Below are 21,666 nucleotides of genomic sequence, written 5' to 3'. Positions count from 1 at the left end.
AAAAATCCGTTCTAGCTCAGAACGGATTTTTTTGTGGAATTAAAATTAACTACTAATAATAAGTGTAACGTCTTACTTTAGCAATATATTTAGCTAAACGAATAACTTGGTGACTATACCCATATTCATTATCGTACCAAACATATAAAACAATATTTTTTCCGTCTCCAGAAACAATTGTTGCATTACTATCAAATATTGAAGGAGCAGAAGTTCCAACAATATCAGAAGATACTAATTCATTATTTAAAGAATATTTAATTTGTTCAACTAATTTTCCTTCAAGAGCATATTTTTTCATGATGTTATTTACATCTTCAATTGAAGTTTCTTTTCCAACTTCTAAATTCAACACCACTAATGAACCATTTGGAACAGGAACACGAATTGCATTTGAAGTTAATTTTCCAGCTAAATTAGGTAATGCTTTTGCAACAGCAGAACCAGCACCAGTTTCAGTAATAACCATGTTTAAGGCTGCAGCTCTACCACGACGGTATTTTTTGTGCATATTATCAACAAGGTTTTGGTCATTTGTATAAGCATGAATTGTTTCTAAATGTCCTTTTACAACACCTAAAGTATCTTCAACAGCTTTTAAAATTGGAGTAATTGCATTTGTAGTACAAGAAGCAGCAGAGAAAATATCAACAGTATCTGGATTGTATTCTTCATGATTAACACCATAAACAATATTAGGAACACCTTTTCCTGGAGCAGTTAATAAAACTTTACTAGTTCCTTTTGAAGTCATGTGTCTTCTTAAAGCTTCTTCAGTTGTAAATGCACCTGTGTTATCAATAACTAAAGCATCATTGATTCCGTATTGTGTATAATCAATTTCTTCTGGACCATTTGCTGTAATAATATGAACAGTTGTTCCGTTGATAATTAAAGCATTATTTTCAACATCTGCTTCAACTGATCCTTCAAAATCACCATGAACTGAATCATATCTTAATAATGAAGCTCTTTTTTCTAATAAAGTTGCATCACTTTTATCTCTTGTAACAATAGCACGTAAACGTAATTGTTGCCCTTTTCCTATTTTGCCCATCATTTCACGAGCTAATAAACGTCCAATTCTACCAAAACCATAAAGAACAACATCTTTTGGTTTAATTTCAGTAGTAGCTTTAGCATCTTTCAATTTGTCAATTACAAAAGCTTTAGCGTCGTTGTATTTGTCATCTTCTAAATGATACTCATACGTTAATTTTCCAATATCAATTCTTGATGGTGGTAAATCTAAGCTGTTAATAGCGTCAGCAATTTCTACTGAATCAAAAATGTTAATTGGTTTTTGAACAAATGCACCAGCATATTCATGTAAATTAATGATGTCACTTACGTTTCTATCAATTAATTGATTTCTAAATAAAACTAATTCTATAGATTTATCATACCACAAATCACTAATGATTTTGATAAATTCTACACCAGCTTTTCTTCTGTCAGCCTGAAAAGAAAGCTCTTTCTCGTATAAGTTGTTGTTACTCATGAAATAAGTTGTAAAAAAGTGTGTTGTTAAATTTTTTGCAAAAATATAGATTTCAATCGTTTTCGTAAAGCTTTTTCTTTCTTTTTTTCAATAAAAAAACCAGCCTAGTTGACTGGTTTGATTTTTTAAAGGTTTATTTGTTAAAATATTACTGAAAATAGCTGACCATTTGGAGTGATGATTTTATACTGAGCTCTATCCGTTTTCTTTGTGTTCAAATAGCTATTGATACTACTAATATCAGTTGCCTTTCTACCATCAATAGAAAGAATAATTCCACCCAAAAGTTGATCTTGATATTGAACTAATTCTGGATTATTAATCTTACTGATTTTTACACCATAATCTATGTTCAATGCTTTTTTATCACTCTCATCAATGTCAGATAATTCAATTTGGTTAAATTCAATTGTTAATAATTCTCTTTTAGTTAATTTAACTGGAATTGTTTTTTCTTTTTCATTTCTAATTACAGTAACATTAACTATATCATCAGGTCTTTTGGTATTAATGTAAGAAGTTAAATCTTTAAAACCGCTAACCATTTTATCGTCTAGTTTTGTAATAATATCACCTTTTTTCAATCCAGCTTTTTCAGCACCAGATTTTTGTGTAATATTCGAAATATAAAATCCTTTAGATATAGTTGTTCCTAATTCTTCTGATGCATTTTGATTCAATTCACGACCTTCAATCCCTAAAACACCTCTTTGTACATTTCCAAATTGCATTAAATCTTCCACAATTTTTCTGGTAATGTTTGAAGGAACTGCAAAAGAATATCCAACATATGAACCTGTTTGAGATGAAATCATAGTATTAATTCCTATTAATTCTCCTCTAGTATTAACTAATGCACCACCACTATTTCCTGGATTTACTGCAGCATCAGTTTGTATAAATGATTGAATTCCATTATTACTTAAATCTCTAGCTTTTGCTGAAACAATTCCTGCTGTAACTGTTGAGGTTAAATTATAAGGATTTCCAACAGCTAAAACCCATTCTCCAACCTTTATTTCATCTGAATCTCCAAAAATAGCAAAAGGTAATTTTTCGTCAGATTCAATTTTTAATAAAGCAATATCCATTTTTGAATCTGTCCCAACTAATTTTGCTTTAAATGTTCTGTTGTCATTTAAGGTAACTTCTAATTCATTTGCATTTTGAATTACGTGATTATTAGTCACTATAAATCCATCTTCACTAATAATAACACCAGAACCTGTTCCTACTTGGTATTGTTCTTGTACTCCACCGTGTCCATTACCAAACATATAAGCAAATGGATCTCTATAGACTCTTTGCGTTGTCATGTTTTTAACATGGACAACATTATGTACCGTGTTTTCTGCTGCTGCAGTAAAATCAACTGTTTCGGCATTTAAGCCAACGTTTTTTGTATAATTTGGTGAGGCTACAGTTATTGAGCTATTTTCTTTTGAATCAAAAAATAACTTATAAGCTCCCAATGTCATCGCTCCACTAAAAAGCGATATCAGTAATAAACTTCCTAATTTTTTCATTCTTTATATTAATTTAATTAATTATAGGTTAAAATTACACACATATTATTTTATATAAAATTGGTTTAACGCTCGATTAACAATGTTTAACATCTTATTAATATTTGTACTTTTGCAGTAATAAATTTATTATGAAAATACATTTTTACAAATATCAAGGTACTGGAAATGATTTTGTCATGATTGATAATCGACAAAATATATTTCCCAAAAATGATACCAAACTCATTGCACGTCTGTGTGATAGAAAATTTGGAGTTGGTGCTGATGGATTAATTTTATTAGAAAACCATCCAGATTTAAATTTTAAAATGGTTTACTATAATTCAGACGGAAATGAAAGTTCCATGTGTGGAAATGGAGGAAGATGTCTAGTTGCTTTCGCAAAACAAATGGATGTAATTTCAAATGAAGCTACTTTTGAAGCTATTGATGGTATGCATTATGCAACAATTGATAAAGAAGGAATTGTTTCACTACAAATGATGGATGTTGATGAAATTAAAGAAGAAGGTAATTACACTTTTCTAAACACAGGTTCACCACATCATGTTGCTTTAATAGAAAATTTAAAAGAATTTGATGTAAAACAAGAAGGAGCAAAAATTAGATATTCTGATTTATATGGAAAAGCAGGAAGTAATATTAACTTTGTAAAGCAGTTAGAAAATGACATTTTTGCAGTTCGAACATATGAACGTGGTGTGGAAGATGAAACTTTGTCTTGTGGAACAGGAGTAACTGCTGTTGCAATTGCTATGCATAAAATAGGTAAAACAACAAGTAAAGAAATAAAATTAAACGTAGAAGGAGGAACTTTAAAAGTAAAATTTGATGCTGAAAACAATAAATTCACCAATGTGTTTTTAATTGGACCAGCTACTTTTGTTTTTGAAGGAACTATAAATAGTTAATAATTATGATGGCAATTTTTGTGGTATTTTTAGTTTTAATAATGATTGTAGTTGGTGTTGCTGTAGCTATATTAATGAAGAAAAAAGACGAATAATATTTTGATTACTCTAAAAGGAAATAACATTTATTTACGAGCTCTTGAGCCTGAAGATTTAGCATTTATCTATACTATAGAAAATGACGAATCTATCTGGAATGTAAGTAACACTCAAACTCCTTACAGTAAGTTTTTAATTAAGCAATATTTAGAAAATGCACATCAAGATATTTATGAAGCGAAGCAATTACGATTGGCAATATGTTTGAATAATTCTGATGAAGCAATTGGCTTGATTGATTTATTTGATTTTGATCCAACAAATAATCGTGCAGGAATTGGCATAATCATTCATCAAGATAATAAGAGAGAAAACGGAATTGGTTCTGAAGCACTTGAACTTTTAATCAGATATTGTTTTACACATTTGCAATTGCACCAACTTTATGCAAATATTGGCACAGAAAACGAAATCAGTATAGCTCTTTTTACTAAATTTGATTTCCAATTAATAGGAATAAAAAAACAATGGAATAAAGTTGACAATGAATTTAAAGATGAAGCTTTGTACCAATTAATTAACATCAAATAATTACACTTTGAATCTAAAAAAATTAGTTGCAATAATTGCAGTTGTCGGAATTATTATTGCTGGTATCATTACTTTTTATGTGTACAATCAAGCATTTACAGCAAACACTACTTTTAACCAAAAAGAAGTTTTTGTATATGTTCCAACCAATTCAACGTATGAACAAGCCAAAGAAATCATTTCTCCTTTCGTAAAAGACATAGAAAAATTTGATTTTGTAGCTCAAAAAAGAAATTACAATTCTAATGTAAAAGCTGGGAAGTTTTTACTAAAAAAAGACATGACCACTTTTGATATTGTTAGAGCCATGAAAAGTAATGTTCCGGTTAAATTAGCTTTCAATAACCAAGAAACATTAGAAAAATTAGCCGAAAGAATCACAACACAAGTTGAGCCAAAAAAAGAAGAATTATTAGCCGCTTTCTTAAATCCAGATTTTTTAGCGTCAAATGGATTTACTGAAGAAACTGTTTTGGCTATGTTTATTCCAAATACCTATGAGTTTTACTGGAATACTTCAGGAGAAAAAATAGCAGAAAAAATGGCTTCAGAATATAAAAGGTTTTGGAATGAAGAAAGAACAGCAAAAGCTTTGGATAAAAATCTTACTCCAATTCAAGTTGCAGTTTTAGCTTCTATTGTGCATAAAGAAACTGCTAAAGTTGATGAAAGACCAAGAGTTGCTGGAGTTTATTTAAATCGTTTAGCCTTAAATATGCCATTACAAGCAGATCCAACCGTAATTTATGCTATGAAGAAAAACTCTGGTGATTTTGACCAAATTATTAAAAGAGTTTACAGTAAAGATACACAAGGTACAATTTCTCCTTACAACACTTATATCAATCAAGGGTTGCCTCCAGGGCCAATCACTATGCCAGATATTTCTGCAATAGACGCTGTTTTAAATGCTGAAAAACACGATTATATTTATTTTTGTGCTAGTGTAGAAAGAATGGGTTATCACGAATTTGCCTCTAATTACGCTGCTCATCAAGTTAACGCTAGAAAATATGCAGATTGGGTTAATAAATTAGGGATTAACCGTTAGAAGCAAATGGCTAGAGCTTACTTATTAACCATTTTCCCGCTGTCCATTCTATCTTTTTTGTTGAAAAAACAAAAAAGGATGCCATTTCCATCGGGGCTAGGTAAGCTACTTTTTTTTGTATTTGTAAGTTTTAGTAGTTTTTCCCAATCCAAAATAAATCAATTTTTAACACCATCAGATTCATTAAATTCTTCAAGGAGAACTTCAGTCTTTATTGTAGAAGGAGCTTTACTAGGAACAACATTAATAGGTTTAAACCAAATTTGGTATAAAGATTACGAAAAATCAAAATTCCATTTCATCAATGACAATGACCAATGGCTTCAAATGGATAAACTGGGTCATATGTATTCGTCTTATCATTTAGGTAGAATAGGAGCAGAAGCTTTGCAATGGTCTGGAGCTTCTAAAAAAGAACAGTTGATTTACGGTTCAACAATTGGGTTAGGTTTTCTAACAGTTGTTGAGGTTTTTGATGGCTATTCTTCAGAATGGGGAGCTTCCTCTGGAGATATTATTGCAAATGTTTCTGGGACAGCTTTGTATGTTTCACAAGAATTATTATGGAATGAACAACGAATCACCCCAAAATTCTCCTATCATAAAACAGATTTTCCTTCATTGCGTCCAAATACATTAGGAGAAAATAGTTTGGAACAAGTTTTAAAAGATTATAACGGTCAAAATTATTGGTTGTCTTTCAATATTTATTCGTTTACTAAATTAGATTTTGTGCCAAAATGGTTAAATCTTGCCATTGGTCATGGTGGTTCTGGAATGTTGTTTGGAACAAAATCTGATGCTTTAGAAAACGGTTATATTCAAAACGAATATCGTCAATTTTACCTTAGTCTTGATGTAGATTTGACAAAAATCAAAACAAATTCACACTTTTTAAAGACAATTTTCTCTGTTTTTAACACTATAAAAATACCTACTCCAACACTGCAACTTAATTCAAATAAGGAAGTTAGAGCTTATGGATTCTTCTTTTAGAAAAATTTAACATGCTGTAAATCAATTATATAATTTTTTTCGTATATTTGCACGCTCAATTTACGAAAGTGTATATCACATTCGTTAAAAGAAAAAACAATGAAAAAATTTATATTTTTTATAAGTTTATTAAGTTCGCTTACTTTGGCAGTTGTTGGTTTTAGTAGTTTTAAAATTGATAAAGTTCAAGGATTTCATTTGGAAGAAGATGAGGTAATTAATTACCACGTTCCAACTGAAGATGAAGCAGAAAGTAATGTAGTTTCAATGAAAATTCCATATGTTGGAAGAAATTTTATAGGTTTCAGACAAGCTGTTGCTTACAAAGAATCAAGAGGAAAAACAAAATTAGTAAATCCTTATGGTTATATGGGAAAATACCAATTTGGTAAGAGTACTTTAAGAGCTGTTGGAGTTTATGATTCTCAAGAATTTTTAAACAATGTTGCACTTCAAGACAAAGCATTCAAAGCATTAGTTGCCAAAAACAAATGGGAATTAAGAAATGAAATTGAAAAATACTGTGGAAGAGTTATCAATGGTGTAGAAATCACTGAATCAGGAATTATTGCTGCTGCTCATTTAAGTGGAGCAGGTTCTGTTAGAAAATACCTTAAAAGTAATGGTCGTAATGGATTTAAAGATGGTTTTGGTACTTCGTTGAGAAGCTACATTAAAAAGTTTGGTTCTTACGATATTTCAAACATTAAAGCTGATGCAAATGCTAAAGCTTCTAATTATTAGTATTAGTGTTTAAATCATTTTATGAATAATAAAAATACAAGGTCGGTTATGTAAATCGACCTTATTTTTTTGCCATTCTTTAACAGTTTTCGTTTTAATAAATTCTGTAGGCAAAGTAATATCACAAGCTATACACAGATGAGTGTTTGGTTGTAAAGCTTGTAAAATATCATCAAAAATTTTATTATTTCTGTACGGAGTTTCTATAAATAATTGCGATTGATTTTTTTCAAAAGATAAGCGTTCCAAATTTTTTATAGCTGATTTTTTTTCGCTTTTATCAATAGGTAAGTAACCGTTGAATGCAAAACTTTGTCCATTCATTCCACTTGCCATTACGGCTAATAAAATCGAACTTGGTCCAACTAAAGGAACAACTTGAATTCCTTTTTCATGAGCCAATTTTACAATTACTGCTCCAGGATCTGCCACACCAGGACAACCTGATTCACTTAATAAACCAATATTATTTCCATCTAACAAAGGTTTGATCATTTCGTAATAATCGGAAACTTCTGTATGTTTATTTAATAAAGAAATATGTAAAGAGGGTTGTTTCTTTTCAGGATGAATGCTTTTGATAAAACGTCTTGCTGTTTTTTCATTTTCAACAATATAGTAATCTATGAAATCTATAGTTCTTTTTATACTTTGAGGCAAAACATCTTCTGGAACAACAGTTGTTTCTCCTGGATTTGATAAAGTACACGGAATTAAATAGAGTTTTCCTAAATATTGAACAGGCTTCATATTAAAAAAGTTGATTTCTTACAAAAGTAAGTAATTTGTAATCTAAATAGAAATCTATTTCAAATCAGTTTTAAGTTTGTTTGCAATCACTTCACATGCTTCATCTAACATTTGAAAAACATTTTCAAAACCATCATCACCTCCATAATAAGGATCTGGAACTTCTAGATTTTGATTAGGATGTGATTCGTTTAAAATCAACTTAACTTTTTGTTTTGTTTCTTCTGACGGAGCAAGTTGAATTACATTTTCATAATTGGATTTATCCATAACATAGATATAATCAAATTCTTCAAAATGTTTACTAGTAAAATGATTGCATCGTTGTTTAGAAATATCTATTCCATGTTTTTGGGCAACAGCAATTGATCTCTTGTCGGGTAATTCACCAACATGATAATCAGCTGTTCCAGCGCTATCTACAAATATGTTTTCAGAAACTTTGGATTGTAAAATACCTTCAGCCAATGGAGAACGACAAATGTTTCCAAGGCAAACCATCACAACTTTAACCATCATTTTATAATGATAATTTTTTGTTGATGTCTTCTACGAATTTTTTGAATTGCTTGTCAGTAGAAACTAAGTTATCAACTGTTTTACAAGCATGAAGAACAGTAGCATGATCTCTATCTCCAATTTGTGAACCAATATTGGCTAATGAATTTTTAGTGTATTTTTTCGCAAAAAACATAGCTAATTGACGTGCTTGAACCACATGTCTTTTTCTAGTTTTAGACTGTAAAATATCTAAATCCAATTGGAAATAATCTGAAACTACTTTTTGGATATAATCAATAGAAATTTCACGTTTTACGTTCTTAACAAATTTTTCAACGATTTGTTTAGCTAGTTCAACAGTGATTTCTCTTTTGTTAAATGAAGATTGAGCAATTAAAGAAATAATGGCTCCTTCTAACTCTCTAACATTTGATTTTATATTTTTAGCAACATATTCAATAATTTCATCAGGCATGTCTACACCATCTCTATATAAGATGTTTTTCAAAATTGAAACTCTTGTTTCATAATCTGGTTGGTGTAATTCTGCAGAAAGTCCCCATTTGAAACGAGACAATAAACGTTGTTCAATGTCTTGCATGTCAATTGGTGCCTTGTCAGAAGTAAGGATTACCTGTTTTCCATTTTGATGTAAATGGTTGAATATATGGAAAAATACATCTTGTGTTCCTGATTTTCCAGATAAGAATTGAACATCATCAATGATTAAAACATCAATTAGTTGATAGAAGTGAATAAAATCATTTCTAGTATTTTTCTTAACCGAATCAATATATTGTTGCGTGAAAATTTCAGCTGAAATATATAAAACTGTTTTTTCAGGATATTTATCTTTAATCTCAACCCCAATAGCGTGAGCTAAATGTGTTTTACCTAGACCAACTCCACCAAAAATTAATAATGGATTAAATGATGTTCCTCCAGGCTTATTGGCAACAGCCATACCAGCACTACGAGCTAATCTATTTGAGTCACCTTCAAGGAAGTTGTCAAAATTATAGTTTGGATTTAATTGAGATTCAATTTTTAAGTTTCTGATACCAGGAATCACAAATGGATTTCTTAGTTCAGCGCTTTTGTTAGTAACAGGAAAATCAACTTCTTGCGGTTTTACGCTTGAGCGTTGTGAACTTGGTAATTGTTCTGTGTAAGGAACATTATTACCATAAGTATTTTCCATTTTAATTTTATATAGTAACTTTGCCGAAGGACCAAGTTCTTTTGTAAGAGCAACTTTTAATAATTTAACATAATGTTCTTCTAACCATTCGTAGAAAAACTTACTAGGAACTTGAATGTATAATGCGTTGTCGGTTAGTTCAACTGATTTTATTGGTTCAAACCAAGTTTTAAATGCTTGATCTTGAATATTATCTTTGATAAAATCTAAACAGTTTTCCCATACTGATTGCGCAGTTCTAGTCATAAATTCAATTCTATTAGTTTGTTTTTTATTAATTTTTAATCGTTGTTTCAACAAAAAGATGTCTTAACATTTGGGAGAACAAATATGTGAACATTTTTTTTATAAAAAAAATTAAATAGGGGTTGATTTATAAAAAAAAAAGTTGTAAGCTCATTAACAAATGTAATAAAAATAATTAACATAATTTTATATATGAAAGAATATCAATTTTCGGTACGTGTTAGGTATGCAGAAACAGATCAAATGGGAGTAGTTTATCACGGCAATTATGCTCAATATTTTGAGATGGGACGCGTGGAATGGCTGAGAAATATGGGTGTTTCGTATAAATGGATGGAAGAAAATGGAATAATGCTTCCAGTTGTTTCCTTGACTATAAACTATAAAAAACCAGCACGTTATGATGACCTTTTAACGGTAAAAACTGTCTTTAAAAGACAAACGTCTGTTAAGATAGAATTTGACTATGAAATTTACAACGAGAAACAAGAGTTATTAACAACTGGCTACTCAATGTTAGTTTTTGTGGACATGAAAACTAGCAAACCAACAATTCCACCAAGCTATATTATGGATAAATTAGCAGATTTATAATGAATCCTTTTTTTTAATGATAATTTCATAAACTGAATTAAAAATGTCGAATATTTGATCGGCATTTTTTTTTCGAGTTGCGATTTCAATTTCACAACTTAATTCCATTTTTTGACTTACAATTTCGAGGTTTTTTTCTTTGATTATTCGCATAACTTTATTCATGTTTTTATAATCAAAAGAAATAACAAAATGAACATCAATGGTTTTTTCAATAATATCCGAAACTTCAAATGCCATTTGTGCAGCTGTTTTGTACGCACTAATTAAACCTCCAACACCAAGTTTTACTCCTCCAAAAAAACGAACTACAACAACTAAAATATTTGTAACATCAAAAGATTGAATTTGGCCATAAATTGGCATTCCAGCACTGTTGTTTGGTTCTCCGTCATCATTAACTCTGTAAACCATGTTTTCTGTACCTATTTGATAAGCATAACAAAAATGTCTGGCTTGTGAGTGTTTGAGTTTTAAGATTTCTAAACATTCTTTCACTTCTTCTTCGCTGTTCACAGGAAATGCATATCCAAAAAATTTACTGTTTTTTTCTTTGAACAATATTTCTTCTGAAGGTTGTGAAATGGTTTTATATGTATCTTTTATTTCTTCGCTCATTTTATTTTGTGACTAAAATTACTGCAAGAATAGCTAGTGCAATTCCAAAATAATTTTGTTTAAGGAGTTTTTCTTTAAATAAAAGAATTCCAAAAAGAGTTGATAGCAAAATTACACCAATATTCATTAAAGTAAAAATAGTAGCACTTTCTAGATTTTTATTTTGTAATGCTTTGATAATAAAAAACATGGAGAAATAATTAGGAATACCTAGACATAAACCTCCAATAATATTTTTTCCTTGAAGTTTGAAATTTCCTCTAAAAACTTTTATAATTGAAATTATAATACCAAAAAAGAAAGCAGATAAAAAAGTGGTTGCTGAAAACAAAGCAACTTCATTATCATTTAAATAAGTATGTTGAAGATAATTTATAGTTGTGTCAATAATTCCAGCTCCAAAAAATAGAAGTATTGGAAATATAAAATTTTTGATTTCAATTTTTCCAGTTTCTTTTTTTGAAGTGAAATAAACGGCAACTATAGCTATTATAATTCCAATTGTTTTTTCAAAAGTTATAATTTCTTTGAAAAAGAAAATTCCAAATAAAATGGGAATAATCATCGACATTTTACTAGAAACAGAAGCCACAGAAACACCGTTTTCTTGTGATGTTTTACCCATAAAATTAAATACCAAAATAAATAAACCACCTAAAATAATACTACTAATTATCCACTGTTTATTCCATAAAATATTAAAATTTATTCTTTCACTAGATAAAAAAAAGCCAACTAAAAAAGCGGTACAATAGTTAAAAACAATGGCTTGGAAGGTATTGATTTTAAATTTTGTATAAAACTTAAAAACAATATAAAGTAAACTTGAAAATAAAATGGCTAATAATAAATTTACCATAAATTGTTATTTAAGAATGATTGCAATTCAATTACATCTTCTTTTCCGACTTGTAAATTCCAAACCAAAAGACCAGTTTTTTTTGCTGCATCTGTGTTTTCTTTTTTGTCATCCACAAACAATGTCTTTTTAGGATTTAATTGATGATTTTCAATAACAAATTGATAAATTGATTCATCGGGTTTTCGCATTCCCATTTCAAAAGAATAATATACTTTTTCAAAACAATTGAGAAAACGATTGTGAAATTCTGAACCAACTTTACGTTTCACTTCTTCTATATGAGTGAAATCAGTATTACTCAGTAAAAATAATCGATATTTTGAAGTTAATTCTTCCAAAAATTCTAATCTATATATAGGAAAATCTGCTAAAACACTATTCCAGGCTTTTTTAATGACATCAATTTCAACTGCTGGAATTTGTTTTTGAAATCCTTTTAAAAATTTATTTTCTGAAATTTTTCCAATTTCATATTGATGATTTAGTTCGTTTAAAGTATTAGTCCATTCTGTTAAACCAATTTTACGCAATTCTTCTTCCACTTTAGGCTTGTCTAAATTGATAAAAATATCACCAAAATCAAATATAATAGTATCAATTATCATTCTTTACAATTATAAGTTGGTCTTCTAGAATGTTTTTAGTTTCAATTGTTCTACCCTTAATTTTTGGAGCTTTTATACCATTTTTAAAAGTGCTTTTGCCTTTAAAAATTCGAGCTTCATCCCATAAATTTTTATCAATAAAAGATTGAATAGTTTGACTTCCACCTTCAATAATAACCGATTGAATTTGATGTTTTACTAAAATTGCTAAAGTGTTTTTAACCAAATTTTCATCGAATTGACAAATTTCATAAATACAATTTTCAGTAGATTTAAATTCTTTACTTTCTGTTATAAAAAGTGTTTTAATAGAATTGTCTTTTACATGAAATTTAGCATCAATTTTACCAGATTTATCCCAAACAATTCGAACGGGATTGTTGCCATAAAAATCACGTGCATTTAAACTTGGATTATCATCTAAAACAGTTTGCGTTCCCACTAAAATGGCTTGTTCTTCAGTTCTCCATTTGTGAACCAATTGTCTAGAATATGTATTGGTAATCCAAACAGGTTTCAATTTGTCATGCTGAACTTGTTTCAGTATCTTAAAAGGAGCAATAAATCCATCAGCAGTTTCTGCCCATTTTAGAATAATATAAGGTCTTTTTTTATTGTGAAATGTAAAAAAACGTTTGTTTAAGGCATAACATTCTTCTTCTAAAACACCAACAGTCACATTTGCACCAGCTTCCAGAAGTTTTTTGATACCATTACCAGCAACTTTTTCATTTGGATCAACTGTTCCAATTACTACATTTGGAATTTTGTGACCTACAATCAAATCAGCACAAGGTGGAGTTTTTCCAAAATGACTGCATGGTTCTAAACTCACATAAATAGTAGCTTTTGAAAGTAGCGATTTGTCTTTAACTGAATTGATAGCATTAACTTCAGCATGTGGTTCACCTGCTTTTTTGTGCCAACCTTCACCAATAATTTTATCTTCAAAAACAATTACACTTCCTACCAACGGATTTGGATAAGTTGTGCCTAAACCATTTTTGGCTAATTCTATACAGCGATTTATATATTTTTCATGCGTTTTCACAAGACAAAAATAGTACTTTTGTTTTAGAATATATTTTTATGCAGATTAGAAAAATAAAAAAGGAGGATAATGCTTCAATTGCAAAAGTGATTCGAGCTGTTTTTATAGAATTAGATGCACCAAAAACCGGAACTGCTTATGAAGATCCAATTTTGGATACTTTGTTTGAAGTCTATGACAAAGATAAATCCGTTTATTTCGTAATTGAACATGAAGGAAGAATTATTGGTGGAAGTGGCATTGCACCGTTAGAAAATGGTCCAAAAGAAATATGCGAATTGCAAAAAATGTATTTTGCTCCAGAAGCAAGAGGAAAAGGACTTGGATTAGAAATGATTCAAAAATGTTTAGATTTTGCTAAAGAAGTAGGTTTTAAAAGTTGCTATTTAGAGACTTTAGAAATGATGAAAAATGCCCAAAAATTATATCAAAAAGTTGGTTTTACCTATTTAGAAAAACCATTAGGTTGCACAGGTCATACTAGTTGTCCGGTTTGGATGATGAAAGAATTGTAGTATTAAGTTCAAGTGTTAAGATTCAAGACAGAAAAATGATTTTAAAAGAATATAAAATAGATTTTATTGAAGCTTTGATTCCTATTTATGATCAAGAAGAAATCGAAAGTTTCTTTTATATCATAACCGAATTTTTACATCAAAAAAAACGAATTGATTTAGCTTTGGAAACTAATTTTTTAATAACTGAAAAAGAACTTGAAAAATGGAGTTCAATTCTAGCTGAGTTAAAACAAGAAAGACCAATTCAATATATTTTAGGTGAAACCGAATTTTATGGATTGCGATTTTTAGTCAATGAAAACACATTAATTCCAAGACCAGAAACTGAAGAGTTAGTTGAGCTTATTCTTAACGAAAATTCCAAAAAGAAAATTCCAAATCCCAAAATTCTAGACATTGGAACTGGTTCAGGTTGCATCGCAATAAGTTTGGCTAAGAATTTACCAGATGCAGAAGTATTTGCTCTAGATGTCTCTGAAAAGGCTCTAGAAATAGCGAAAAAGAATGCAGAATTAAATAAAGTTGGACTAAACTTCATAAACAAAAGCATCCTAGAAGTTGAAAATTCAATAATACCAACAACCAACAACCAACATTCAACAACTCTTTTCGACATAATAGTTTCTAATCCTCCTTATGTAAGAAATTTAGAAAAAGAGGAAATCAAGAAAAATGTGCTTGAATATGAACCTCATTTAGCTTTATTCGTGGAAGATAATGATGCGCTTTTATTCTATAGAAAAATTGCACAATTGGCTCAAAAAAACCTTTCAGAAAATGGAAAGTTATATTTCGAAATCAATCAATATTTAGGAAAAGAAACTGTTGAATTACTTCAAAATTTGAATTTCAAAAAGATTGAATTAATCAAAGATGTTTATGGAAATGATAGAATAATTCAATGTACGAGGTGAGAACTACAAAGTACGAGATATTTTAAGTTATGAAGTAAGGAATTTATATTCAAGAATTATTTATTTAAAGAAAAAAATATGAGAATTGATATGAAATCAAGAACAAAAAAGTTTACAATTGATTGTGCTATTTTATGTTCTAAGTTACCTCATTCAAGAGAATTTAACGCTTGTGTTAATCAGCTTATTAGAAGTTCCAGTTCAGTAGGAGCAAATTACAGAGCATCTCAACGAGCTAAATCAACAGCTGATTTCATCAATAAATTAAAAATTGTAGAGGAAGAAGCTGATGAAAGTAATTTTTTTCTTGAAATAATTTTAGAGATAAATAAAAATCAAGAATTAAAAACAGAAATAGAATCACTACTGAAAGAAGGAAATGAAATTTTAGCCATTATAGTAGCTTCAATAAAAACCTCAAGAAATAATCAAAATACAAAAAAGTAAGCAAAAAAATGAGACTTAATTTTTACTAGAAACTTAGTACTTTATATTTAATGTTTAGTATTTCGTACAACGTACATCGTACCTTGTACTTTAATCCCATCACTCATAACGAAGAGCTTCCACAGGATCTAATTTAGAAGCTTTAATAGCAGGATAAACTCCAGAAACTACTGTAACTACAAAAGTTGTAATAAAAGCTGCAATCATTGCCATCCACGGAATTACAAAGGCAAATCCAATGGCTGTAGCTATTCCTAAACCAGCAGAAATTCCAAGAATGATTCCAACAATTCCACCTAGTTGACCAATTACTACAGTTTCAGTAAAAAATTGCCATGCTATAGTTGAACTTTTGGCTCCTAATGATTTTCGAATTCCAATTTCTCGTGTTCGTTCACTAACGGAAACTAACATGATGTTCATCAGAGCAATCGAAGAACCAAAGACAGTAATTATTCCAATTATCCATGCAGTCCAACTCAACACTTCTGTATTTGATAATAAAGTCTGAATTAAATCATCACTTCGTTCAATACCAAAATTTTCTTTCTCAACGGGACTTAATTTTCGAACCTGTCGCATTGTAATAATGGCATTGTCAACAGCTTCGTCTAATAATGCTTCGTTGTTGACTTTTACATCTAAATCATAATTAATATTAGGAGCAGAAAATAAAGATCGAGCTACTTGATTGGGAATCAAAACACGTAAATCTTGGCTGTTTCCAAAAGTTGAACCTTTCTCTTTTAAAACACCTATGACTTTAAATTTAGCTCCACGTATAGAAATGATTTTATCAATAGGATTAATTCCTTCAAACAAACCTTTTTCAAAATCTGAACCTAAAACGCATACATAATTATTGTTAGAAATATCAAACATATTAAAATTTCGTCCTTTTGTTACTTCTAAACCTTTATTTGGACAAAAATTTTCATCTACACCTACAATATTGATTTCCGGATCGGTTTTTTTATCTCTAAATTTAACTTCAATGCCAGTAGCAGCTGTGAATGATAGGGAAGTAGTTGTAAATGGAAAATCGTATTTTTCTTGAAATTCTTTAGCTTGTGGGTAGCTTATGATTGGATTTACACGAACATCAACATCATTTTGATTGATTTCTGAAGAAAAATCATATTGACTTATAGAAAATGTATTGGCTCCCATGGAAGCAAAATCCTTTAAAATTGTATTCTTTAATGCAGAAACAACTGTCAGAATTCCAACCAAAGCCATAATTCCAAGGGCAATAATAAAAACCGTTAAAGAGGTTCGCAAAACTTGACTTCTGATGGAGTCTAATGCAATTTTCGTATTTTCTTTAAATAATCCTACCATGTTGTATTAGACTATCGAGTTTCAAAATTGTTACACTTGTGAAGTAAGAATTTAGAATTTAGAATTCAGAAAATTGGAATTGAGAAATTTGAATTTAGAATTGTTTTTTAAAACGAACAATATATTCGATATTTGCAAAAAGTTAATATGAAAGAATTTGACTTAAAAAAGCGAACTAAATCATTTACTATTTCGATTTTAAACTTAGTAGATAACTTACCATTAAAATATTCTACAAAAATTGTTGCAAATCAATTAGGCAGATCTGGAAGTTCTGTTGGAGCCAATTATAGAGCATCATTAAGAGCTAGAAGTGATAATGAATATGTATCTAAATTGAATATAGTTTTAGAGGAAACAGATGAGTCTTTGTTTTGGTTAGAAGTTTTGGAAGAATTAAATGTCATCGAAAAGGATAAATTAAAACCACTTTTAAGTGAAGCAAATGAATTAACTGCTATTTTTGTAACAACTTTAAAAAATACTAAAACCCGAATTAATAAAAAATAGATTTATTTTTAGATTTCAGTTTTTCTGAATTCTAAATTCTAAATTCTAAATTCTAAAAAAATGTCTAAAAAGCCAAGTATTCCTAAAGGAACAAGAGATTTTTCTCCAGCTGAGGTAGCCAAGAGAAATTATATATTTTCTATCATTAAATCGAATTTTGAAAAATTTGGATTTCAACCTATTGAAACACCATCTTTTGAAAATTCTGAAACCTTAATGGGAAAATATGGAGAAGAAGGGGATAGATTGATATTTAAGATTTTGAATTCTGGAGATTTTTTAGATAAAGTTGCTGCTGATGAACTACAAACTATAAACTATAAACAACTAACAGGAAAAATATCAGAAAAAGCCCTTCGTTACGATTTAACAGTTCCTTTTGCAAGATATGTTGTTCAACACCAAAATGAAATTGAATTTCCGTTCAAAAGATATCAAATTCAACCGGTTTGGAGAGCTGATCGACCTCAAAAAGGACGTTTCAGAGAGTTTTATCAATGTGATGCAGATGTAGTAGGTTCAACATCATTATGGCAAGAAGTAGAGTTAGTTCAATTATATGATTCTGTTTTTAGTCAATTAGGTTTAAAAGGAACTACTATAAAAATCAACAATCGTAAAATTTTATCTGGAATTGCTGAGGTAATTGGTGCTTCTGATAAATTGATTGATTTTACTGTTGCTTTAGATAAATTAGATAAAATTGGAGAAGATGGTGTGAAAAAGGAAATGCTTGAAAAAGGAATTACTGAAGAAGCTATTGGAAAAATTCAACCTTTATTCAATTTTACAGGAACTATAAATGAGAAAATAGATAAACTTTCTAATTTGCTTTCCACTTCAGTAGAGGGCAAAAAAGGAGTAGAGGAGTTGCAGTTTATTTGTTCAAATATCAAAGAATTAGGCTTACAAACAGCTTCTTTAGATTTAGATGTAACCTTAGCTAGAGGTTTAAATTATTACACAGGAGCTATTTTTGAAGTCGCTGCACCAAAAGAAGTTGCGATGGGTTCTATTGGTGGTGGTGGAAGATATGATGACTTAACTGGAATTTTCGGTTTAAAAAACATGAGTGGTGTAGGGATTTCATTTGGTCTAGACCGAATTGCTTTGGTAATTGAAGAATTAAATTTATTTCCAGAAACAGTTTTAGCAACTTCAAAAGCCATGTTCATTAATTTTGGAGATAAAGAAGCTTTGTATAGTATGAAAGCGATTACAAAATTAAGAGCTGAAAACATAAAAGTAGAGCTTTATCCAGACAATGCTAAAATTGGAAAACAATTCCAACATGCAGATAAAAGAGGAATTCCGTTTGCTGTTTTAGTAGGTGAAGAAGAGATAAATAATCAAGAATTTACGCTTAAAAATTTAGGTACTGGAGAGCAGCAAAAAGTTGATTATGATAAATTAGTTGTATTATTGAAATAATTCAAGCTTTTAAATTCGATAAAAAACAAAAAAATCCAACTGGCAAGTTGGATTTTTTCATCAAAACAAACAATCAAATATTTAATAAAAAATTCTAAAAATTACACTTTAAATTTTTTATAAAGTAATATCAAATAAAGTCCCTTAACTCTCTATTTTTATTACTTCTCAAATGTAAGTTATTGTAGTTATTAACAAAAATATTTTTTAACATATTCGTTGTAATGCCTTAAATAATCGTTTAAAAGATTGTTTTTATAGGAATTTAATTTGATTTTAAAGTTATTAACAGGTTTTGAAATGTTTTTTAACTTTAACTATTTAATGTCAATTGGAACTTTTACGCTTAATGAAATATTCATTCCAGGTTCATATATACCAAATGATCTAAGTCTTGACATATTGTTTAAATACTTTTTGTCAAATAAGTTATTTGCAGTTAAAGTTATTTCACTTTTTTTGATTTTAGTTCCTATTGCAAAATTTACCAAAGTGTAAGAAGGTGTTTTCATTTCATTAGTGGCAACTTTATCTTGTTTAAGAGCAGTCATTGTTCCAAGATTAATAAATACATCTTTTAAATTTAAAACTTTATCAAAACTAAAATATAATGTGTTAGTAAATTTAGTAGTTGGCATCATTGGTAAATATGAATCATCATCAGATCTTTTTCCTATTAAAGAAGAAGCCTTGGTTTCAAAATGAGCCCATTTAATAGAAGATGGATGAATGTTAAAACTCAATTCTCCACCTCTAATAGTAGCATCAGATTGATAAAATTGATAAGCTTCCAATGTTATTGTTGGATCTATATTACTGGCAACTTGATTTCCTGTTGGAGCGATATAAATAAAATTATTGATCGTATTCCAAAAAACAGAAGCATCAACACTAAAGTTTTTCTTGCTATAATTTACGTTAAAATCAAATTGATGATTTTGCTCTTTTTTGAAATTTGAATTACCAATTTCATAATGCTGTGATTCTAATTTTACACCATTTGAAGTCAATTCATTTAAGTTTGGAGCTCGATATCCAGAAGCATAGTTTACTTTAAGCTGTAAATCTTTCGCTAAATAAAAAGAAGAACCTATTGAAGAGCTCAAATTGTTATAACTTCTACTTATAGCATCAATATTGCTATTGTTTGCAGAATAATACTGAGTGCTTAAGTTTCTTACATCATATCTAGTTCCAAAACTTAAAATAATTTTGTCTAAATCTAATTTAGTAACTGCTAAAAAACCTAAATCGTTAATTGTTGCATCAGGAATAATTTGAGTTGCTGCTTTTGAAGTATTTTTATTTGTTTGATGCATACCTTGAGAACCAACTATCGTTTTAAATTTTTTCCAAGTAGGTAAATACCATTTTACATCATAATTATAGGATTGTAGATTCATGTCTAAATATCTATATCCTTTTTTTGAACCAGTTTGTTCTTCGTTTTCAGCTCTTTTATTATTTTGATATTCTAAAACTGTTTCTAATTTAGAATCTCCAAATAATACTGTTGTTTTTGAGTTTATTCTATAATCTGTTACTTCATGAAAAGGAGCTTCTACTTCAAAAGGGAATTTTTCTTTTTCACCAACATCAACGTTTGTAATTTGTCCTTGCTCATCAATAACGATGTCTTTTGCATCCAAAATCCCGTAAAAAGCTTTATTGTTGGTAAAAGTCAAGGTAGATGAACCCCATTTTTTATTTATTCCAGCATAAGTTTTGAATCCATTTTCTAAAAGACGAGTATTAGGAACTCTGAAATCATACCCATTGAAGAAATAATCAGATAAAAGTTTACTACTGATATTTATTCCCCAGTTTAAATTTTCATTTGCTCCATTTATATCAGCATTTACTCTTGCTCCTAAGTTGTTTGTGTAAATTGCGGCTAAAGCATTACCTCTAATTGTTCCTACATCAACAGGTTTTGATTTTATGAAGTTGATAACACCACCCATTGCTTCGGCTCCATATAATAAACTTGCAGGTCCTTTTATGATTTCAATTTTGTCAATTCCCAACTCATTTACACCAATTCCGTGCTCATCATCCCATTGTTGTGTTTCAAATCGAATTCCGTCTACAACTGTTAAAACTCGATTTCCAGATAAACCTCTTATAACAGGACGACTTACTATTGAACCTGTTGTGATAGCATCTACACCAGGAGTTTTGTTAATAATGTCCATCACAGTAAATGCTCCTTTCTTTTGCATTTCATTTTTGTCAATTAAATCAATTTTGAAAGTATTTTTTTCTTGTGATAAGATATAAGGACTTGAAACAACTACTTCATTGATTTCAAATGATTTTTTGATAAGTTCAAAATTAAGTATGGTTTCACTTGTATTTGAAATTTGAGTTTCCTCTATTACTGTTTCATAACCTAAATATGAGACTTGAATTTTATATGAACCTTTTCCTAAACCTGAAATAGAGTAGTTTCCACTTTCGTCAGAAGAGGTTCCTTTATTTGCTTCTACAACATAAATCGTTGCACCTTGAAGATTTATTTGTGTGTTTTTGTCTTTTATTTGCCCTTTAAGTATTATTTGAGCTGAAGAAGTTTGTAAAGTAGTGACTAATATTACAAAGAAAAATAATAATTTCATTGAAAAGAGATAGGTTAAGTTGGTTTTGAAATGTAAAAATAATTGTTTTTATGTAATCAATTATCTTTTAGTACAAAAAAAATCCCTAAACAGTTGT

General features: G+C 29.3%; 22 protein-coding genes. 11 read left to right on the top strand and 11 right to left on the bottom strand.

Features of this window, described 5'->3' with window-relative positions; all coding sequences use genetic code 11:
* Positions 1–52: 52 nt before the first annotated feature.
* Together ACFO3U_RS11655 and ACFO3U_RS11650 are read right to left on the bottom strand one after the other, a co-directional pair.
* Positions 53–1,501, bottom strand: coding sequence for a glyceraldehyde-3-phosphate dehydrogenase (locus tag ACFO3U_RS11655; protein ID WP_379742441.1), 1,449 nt, complete (start codon positions 1,499–1,501; stop codon positions 53–55).
* Positions 1,502–1,641: 140 nt separating this feature from the next.
* Positions 1,642–3,027 carry a S1C family serine protease gene (locus tag ACFO3U_RS11650; protein WP_379742438.1) on the bottom strand — a complete coding sequence of 462 codons (1,386 nt, stop codon included), beginning with the start codon at positions 3,025–3,027 and terminating at the stop codon, positions 1,642–1,644.
* A 131-nt stretch (positions 3,028–3,158) separates the two neighbouring features.
* Between ACFO3U_RS11650 and dapF the strand changes: the two genes are divergently transcribed.
* From dapF to ACFO3U_RS11625, 5 genes are all read left to right on the top strand, one after another.
* Positions 3,159–3,941 (top strand): diaminopimelate epimerase, encoded by a 783-nt coding sequence (gene dapF / locus ACFO3U_RS11645; protein WP_379742435.1) that lies wholly within the window; start codon positions 3,159–3,161, stop codon positions 3,939–3,941.
* 99 nt (positions 3,942–4,040) lie between these two features.
* Entirely contained in the window at positions 4,041–4,571 is a 531-nt protein-coding gene (locus ACFO3U_RS11640) for a GNAT family N-acetyltransferase (protein ID WP_379742432.1), read from the top strand.
* A gap of 7 nt (positions 4,572–4,578) precedes the next feature.
* The gene (gene mltG / locus ACFO3U_RS11635; RefSeq protein ID WP_379742429.1) at positions 4,579–5,622 is read left to right on the top strand and encodes an endolytic transglycosylase MltG; all 1,044 of its coding nucleotides are present in this window, start codon (positions 4,579–4,581) and stop codon (positions 5,620–5,622) included.
* A gap of 78 nt (positions 5,623–5,700) precedes the next feature.
* Positions 5,701–6,618: a DUF2279 domain-containing protein gene (locus ACFO3U_RS11630; protein WP_379742426.1), complete on the top strand. Its 918-nt coding sequence runs from the start codon at positions 5,701–5,703 to the stop codon at positions 6,616–6,618.
* Positions 6,619–6,717: 99 nt separating this feature from the next.
* Positions 6,718–7,362, top strand: a complete 645-nt coding sequence (locus ACFO3U_RS11625; RefSeq protein ID WP_379742423.1) for a peptidoglycan-binding protein LysM — start codon at positions 6,718–6,720, stop codon at positions 7,360–7,362.
* A gap of 9 nt (positions 7,363–7,371) precedes the next feature.
* On the opposite strand, the gene ACFO3U_RS11620 is transcribed toward ACFO3U_RS11625, so the two are convergent.
* From ACFO3U_RS11620 to dnaA, 3 genes are read right to left on the bottom strand one after another with little or no spacing between them, the layout of a single operon-like run.
* On the bottom strand, positions 7,372–8,112 hold the full coding sequence (locus ACFO3U_RS11620; RefSeq protein WP_379742420.1) for an SAM-dependent methyltransferase: 741 nt from the start codon (positions 8,110–8,112) through the stop codon (positions 7,372–7,374).
* 54 nt (positions 8,113–8,166) lie between these two features.
* Positions 8,167–8,628, bottom strand: coding sequence for a low molecular weight protein-tyrosine-phosphatase (locus ACFO3U_RS11615; protein WP_379742480.1), 462 nt, complete (start codon positions 8,626–8,628; stop codon positions 8,167–8,169).
* Positions 8,629–8,632: 4 nt separating this feature from the next.
* Positions 8,633–10,060, bottom strand: a complete 1,428-nt coding sequence (dnaA, locus tag ACFO3U_RS11610; protein ID WP_379742417.1) for a chromosomal replication initiator protein DnaA — start codon at positions 10,058–10,060, stop codon at positions 8,633–8,635.
* A gap of 192 nt (positions 10,061–10,252) precedes the next feature.
* Between dnaA and ACFO3U_RS11605 the strand changes: the two genes are divergently transcribed.
* Positions 10,253–10,654, top strand: coding sequence for an acyl-CoA thioesterase (locus ACFO3U_RS11605; RefSeq protein ID WP_379742414.1), 402 nt, complete (start codon positions 10,253–10,255; stop codon positions 10,652–10,654).
* On the opposite strand, the gene ACFO3U_RS11600 is transcribed toward ACFO3U_RS11605, so the two are convergent.
* The 4 genes from ACFO3U_RS11600 to ribD are packed head-to-tail and all read right to left on the bottom strand — an operon-like array spanning position 10,649 to position 13,790.
* The gene (locus ACFO3U_RS11600) at positions 10,649–11,272 is read right to left on the bottom strand and encodes an IMPACT family protein (RefSeq protein WP_379742411.1); all 624 of its coding nucleotides are present in this window, start codon (positions 11,270–11,272) and stop codon (positions 10,649–10,651) included. The two genes, ACFO3U_RS11605 and ACFO3U_RS11600, sit on opposite strands and share 6 nt — an antisense overlap.
* A 1-nt stretch (position 11,273) precedes the next feature.
* Positions 11,274–12,131, bottom strand: a complete 858-nt coding sequence (locus ACFO3U_RS11595) for an EamA family transporter (RefSeq protein WP_379742408.1) — start codon at positions 12,129–12,131, stop codon at positions 11,274–11,276.
* Complete coding sequence (locus ACFO3U_RS11590) at positions 12,125–12,739, bottom strand: HAD-IA family hydrolase (RefSeq protein ID WP_379742405.1); 615 nt, start codon at positions 12,737–12,739, stop codon at positions 12,125–12,127. Before ACFO3U_RS11590 ends, ACFO3U_RS11595 begins: the two co-directional genes overlap by 7 nt.
* The gene (gene ribD / locus ACFO3U_RS11585) at positions 12,729–13,790 is read right to left on the bottom strand and encodes a bifunctional diaminohydroxyphosphoribosylaminopyrimidine deaminase/5-amino-6-(5-phosphoribosylamino)uracil reductase RibD (protein ID WP_379742402.1); all 1,062 of its coding nucleotides are present in this window, start codon (positions 13,788–13,790) and stop codon (positions 12,729–12,731) included. Before ribD ends, ACFO3U_RS11590 begins: the two co-directional genes overlap by 11 nt.
* Positions 13,791–13,828: 38 nt before the next feature.
* On the opposite strand from ribD, the gene ACFO3U_RS11580 reads away from it, so the two are divergent.
* From ACFO3U_RS11580 to ACFO3U_RS11570, 3 genes are all read left to right on the top strand, one after another.
* Positions 13,829–14,305, top strand: coding sequence for a GNAT family N-acetyltransferase (locus ACFO3U_RS11580; RefSeq protein ID WP_379742399.1), 477 nt, complete (start codon positions 13,829–13,831; stop codon positions 14,303–14,305).
* A gap of 35 nt (positions 14,306–14,340) precedes the next feature.
* The gene (prmC, locus tag ACFO3U_RS11575; RefSeq protein WP_379742396.1) at positions 14,341–15,222 is read left to right on the top strand and encodes a peptide chain release factor N(5)-glutamine methyltransferase; all 882 of its coding nucleotides are present in this window, start codon (positions 14,341–14,343) and stop codon (positions 15,220–15,222) included.
* Between the two features lie 90 nt (positions 15,223–15,312).
* Positions 15,313–15,669 carry a four helix bundle protein gene (locus tag ACFO3U_RS11570; RefSeq protein WP_379742393.1) on the top strand — a complete coding sequence of 119 codons (357 nt, stop codon included), beginning with the start codon at positions 15,313–15,315 and terminating at the stop codon, positions 15,667–15,669.
* A gap of 99 nt (positions 15,670–15,768) precedes the next feature.
* On the opposite strand, the gene ACFO3U_RS11565 is transcribed toward ACFO3U_RS11570, so the two are convergent.
* Positions 15,769–17,010, bottom strand: coding sequence for an ABC transporter permease (locus ACFO3U_RS11565; protein WP_379742390.1), 1,242 nt, complete (start codon positions 17,008–17,010; stop codon positions 15,769–15,771).
* 147 nt (positions 17,011–17,157) lie between these two features.
* On the opposite strand from ACFO3U_RS11565, the gene ACFO3U_RS11560 reads away from it, so the two are divergent.
* A complete protein-coding gene (locus tag ACFO3U_RS11560; RefSeq protein ID WP_379742387.1) occupies positions 17,158–17,520 on the top strand; it encodes a four helix bundle protein in 363 nt (120 codons plus the stop codon).
* A 60-nt stretch (positions 17,521–17,580) separates the two neighbouring features.
* A complete protein-coding gene (gene hisS / locus ACFO3U_RS11555) occupies positions 17,581–18,951 on the top strand; it encodes a histidine--tRNA ligase (protein ID WP_379742384.1) in 1,371 nt (456 codons plus the stop codon).
* A gap of 317 nt (positions 18,952–19,268) precedes the next feature.
* Here hisS and ACFO3U_RS11550 read toward each other — a convergent pair whose 3' ends face one another.
* On the bottom strand, positions 19,269–21,569 hold the full coding sequence (locus ACFO3U_RS11550; RefSeq protein ID WP_379742381.1) for a TonB-dependent receptor: 2,301 nt from the start codon (positions 21,567–21,569) through the stop codon (positions 19,269–19,271).
* Between the last annotated feature and the right edge of the window lie 97 nt (positions 21,570–21,666).

The organism is Flavobacterium ponti (genome assembly GCF_042652765.1).
In the GTDB taxonomy this organism is placed as follows: Bacteria; Bacteroidota; Bacteroidia; order Flavobacteriales; family Flavobacteriaceae; genus Flavobacterium; species Flavobacterium ponti.
This window is presented reverse-complemented; position numbering and strand designations above follow the sequence as displayed.

Excerpts from the sequence above, each read along its gene's own strand:
- ACFO3U_RS11655 (WP_379742441.1), bottom strand. The coding sequence starts at position 1,501 with ATGAGTAACAACAACTTATACGAGAAAGAGCTTTCTTTTCAGGCTGAC.
- ACFO3U_RS11650 (WP_379742438.1), bottom strand. The coding sequence starts at position 3,027 with ATGAAAAAATTAGGAAGTTTATTACTGATATCGCTTTTTAGTGGAGCG.
- dapF (WP_379742435.1), top strand. The coding sequence starts at position 3,159 with ATGAAAATACATTTTTACAAATATCAAGGTACTGGAAATGATTTTGTC.
- ACFO3U_RS11630 (WP_379742426.1), top strand. The coding sequence starts at position 5,701 with ATGCCATTTCCATCGGGGCTAGGTAAGCTACTTTTTTTTGTATTTGTA.
- ACFO3U_RS11625 (WP_379742423.1), top strand. The coding sequence starts at position 6,718 with ATGAAAAAATTTATATTTTTTATAAGTTTATTAAGTTCGCTTACTTTG.
- ACFO3U_RS11620 (WP_379742420.1), bottom strand. The coding sequence starts at position 8,112 with ATGAAGCCTGTTCAATATTTAGGAAAACTCTATTTAATTCCGTGTACT.
- ACFO3U_RS11615 (WP_379742480.1), bottom strand. The coding sequence starts at position 8,628 with ATGGTTAAAGTTGTGATGGTTTGCCTTGGAAACATTTGTCGTTCTCCA.
- dnaA (WP_379742417.1), bottom strand. The coding sequence starts at position 10,060 with ATGACTAGAACTGCGCAATCAGTATGGGAAAACTGTTTAGATTTTATC.
- ACFO3U_RS11605 (WP_379742414.1), top strand. The coding sequence starts at position 10,253 with ATGAAAGAATATCAATTTTCGGTACGTGTTAGGTATGCAGAAACAGAT.
- ACFO3U_RS11600 (WP_379742411.1), bottom strand. The coding sequence starts at position 11,272 with ATGAGCGAAGAAATAAAAGATACATATAAAACCATTTCACAACCTTCA.
- ACFO3U_RS11595 (WP_379742408.1), bottom strand. The coding sequence starts at position 12,131 with ATGGTAAATTTATTATTAGCCATTTTATTTTCAAGTTTACTTTATATT.
- ACFO3U_RS11590 (WP_379742405.1), bottom strand. The coding sequence starts at position 12,739 with ATGATAATTGATACTATTATATTTGATTTTGGTGATATTTTTATCAAT.
- ACFO3U_RS11580 (WP_379742399.1), top strand. The coding sequence starts at position 13,829 with ATGCAGATTAGAAAAATAAAAAAGGAGGATAATGCTTCAATTGCAAAA.
- prmC (WP_379742396.1), top strand. The coding sequence starts at position 14,341 with ATGATTTTAAAAGAATATAAAATAGATTTTATTGAAGCTTTGATTCCT.
- ACFO3U_RS11570 (WP_379742393.1), top strand. The coding sequence starts at position 15,313 with ATGAAATCAAGAACAAAAAAGTTTACAATTGATTGTGCTATTTTATGT.
- ACFO3U_RS11565 (WP_379742390.1), bottom strand. The coding sequence starts at position 17,010 with ATGGTAGGATTATTTAAAGAAAATACGAAAATTGCATTAGACTCCATC.
- ACFO3U_RS11560 (WP_379742387.1), top strand. The coding sequence starts at position 17,158 with ATGAAAGAATTTGACTTAAAAAAGCGAACTAAATCATTTACTATTTCG.
- hisS (WP_379742384.1), top strand. The coding sequence starts at position 17,581 with ATGTCTAAAAAGCCAAGTATTCCTAAAGGAACAAGAGATTTTTCTCCA.
- ACFO3U_RS11550 (WP_379742381.1), bottom strand. The coding sequence starts at position 21,569 with ATGAAATTATTATTTTTCTTTGTAATATTAGTCACTACTTTACAAACT.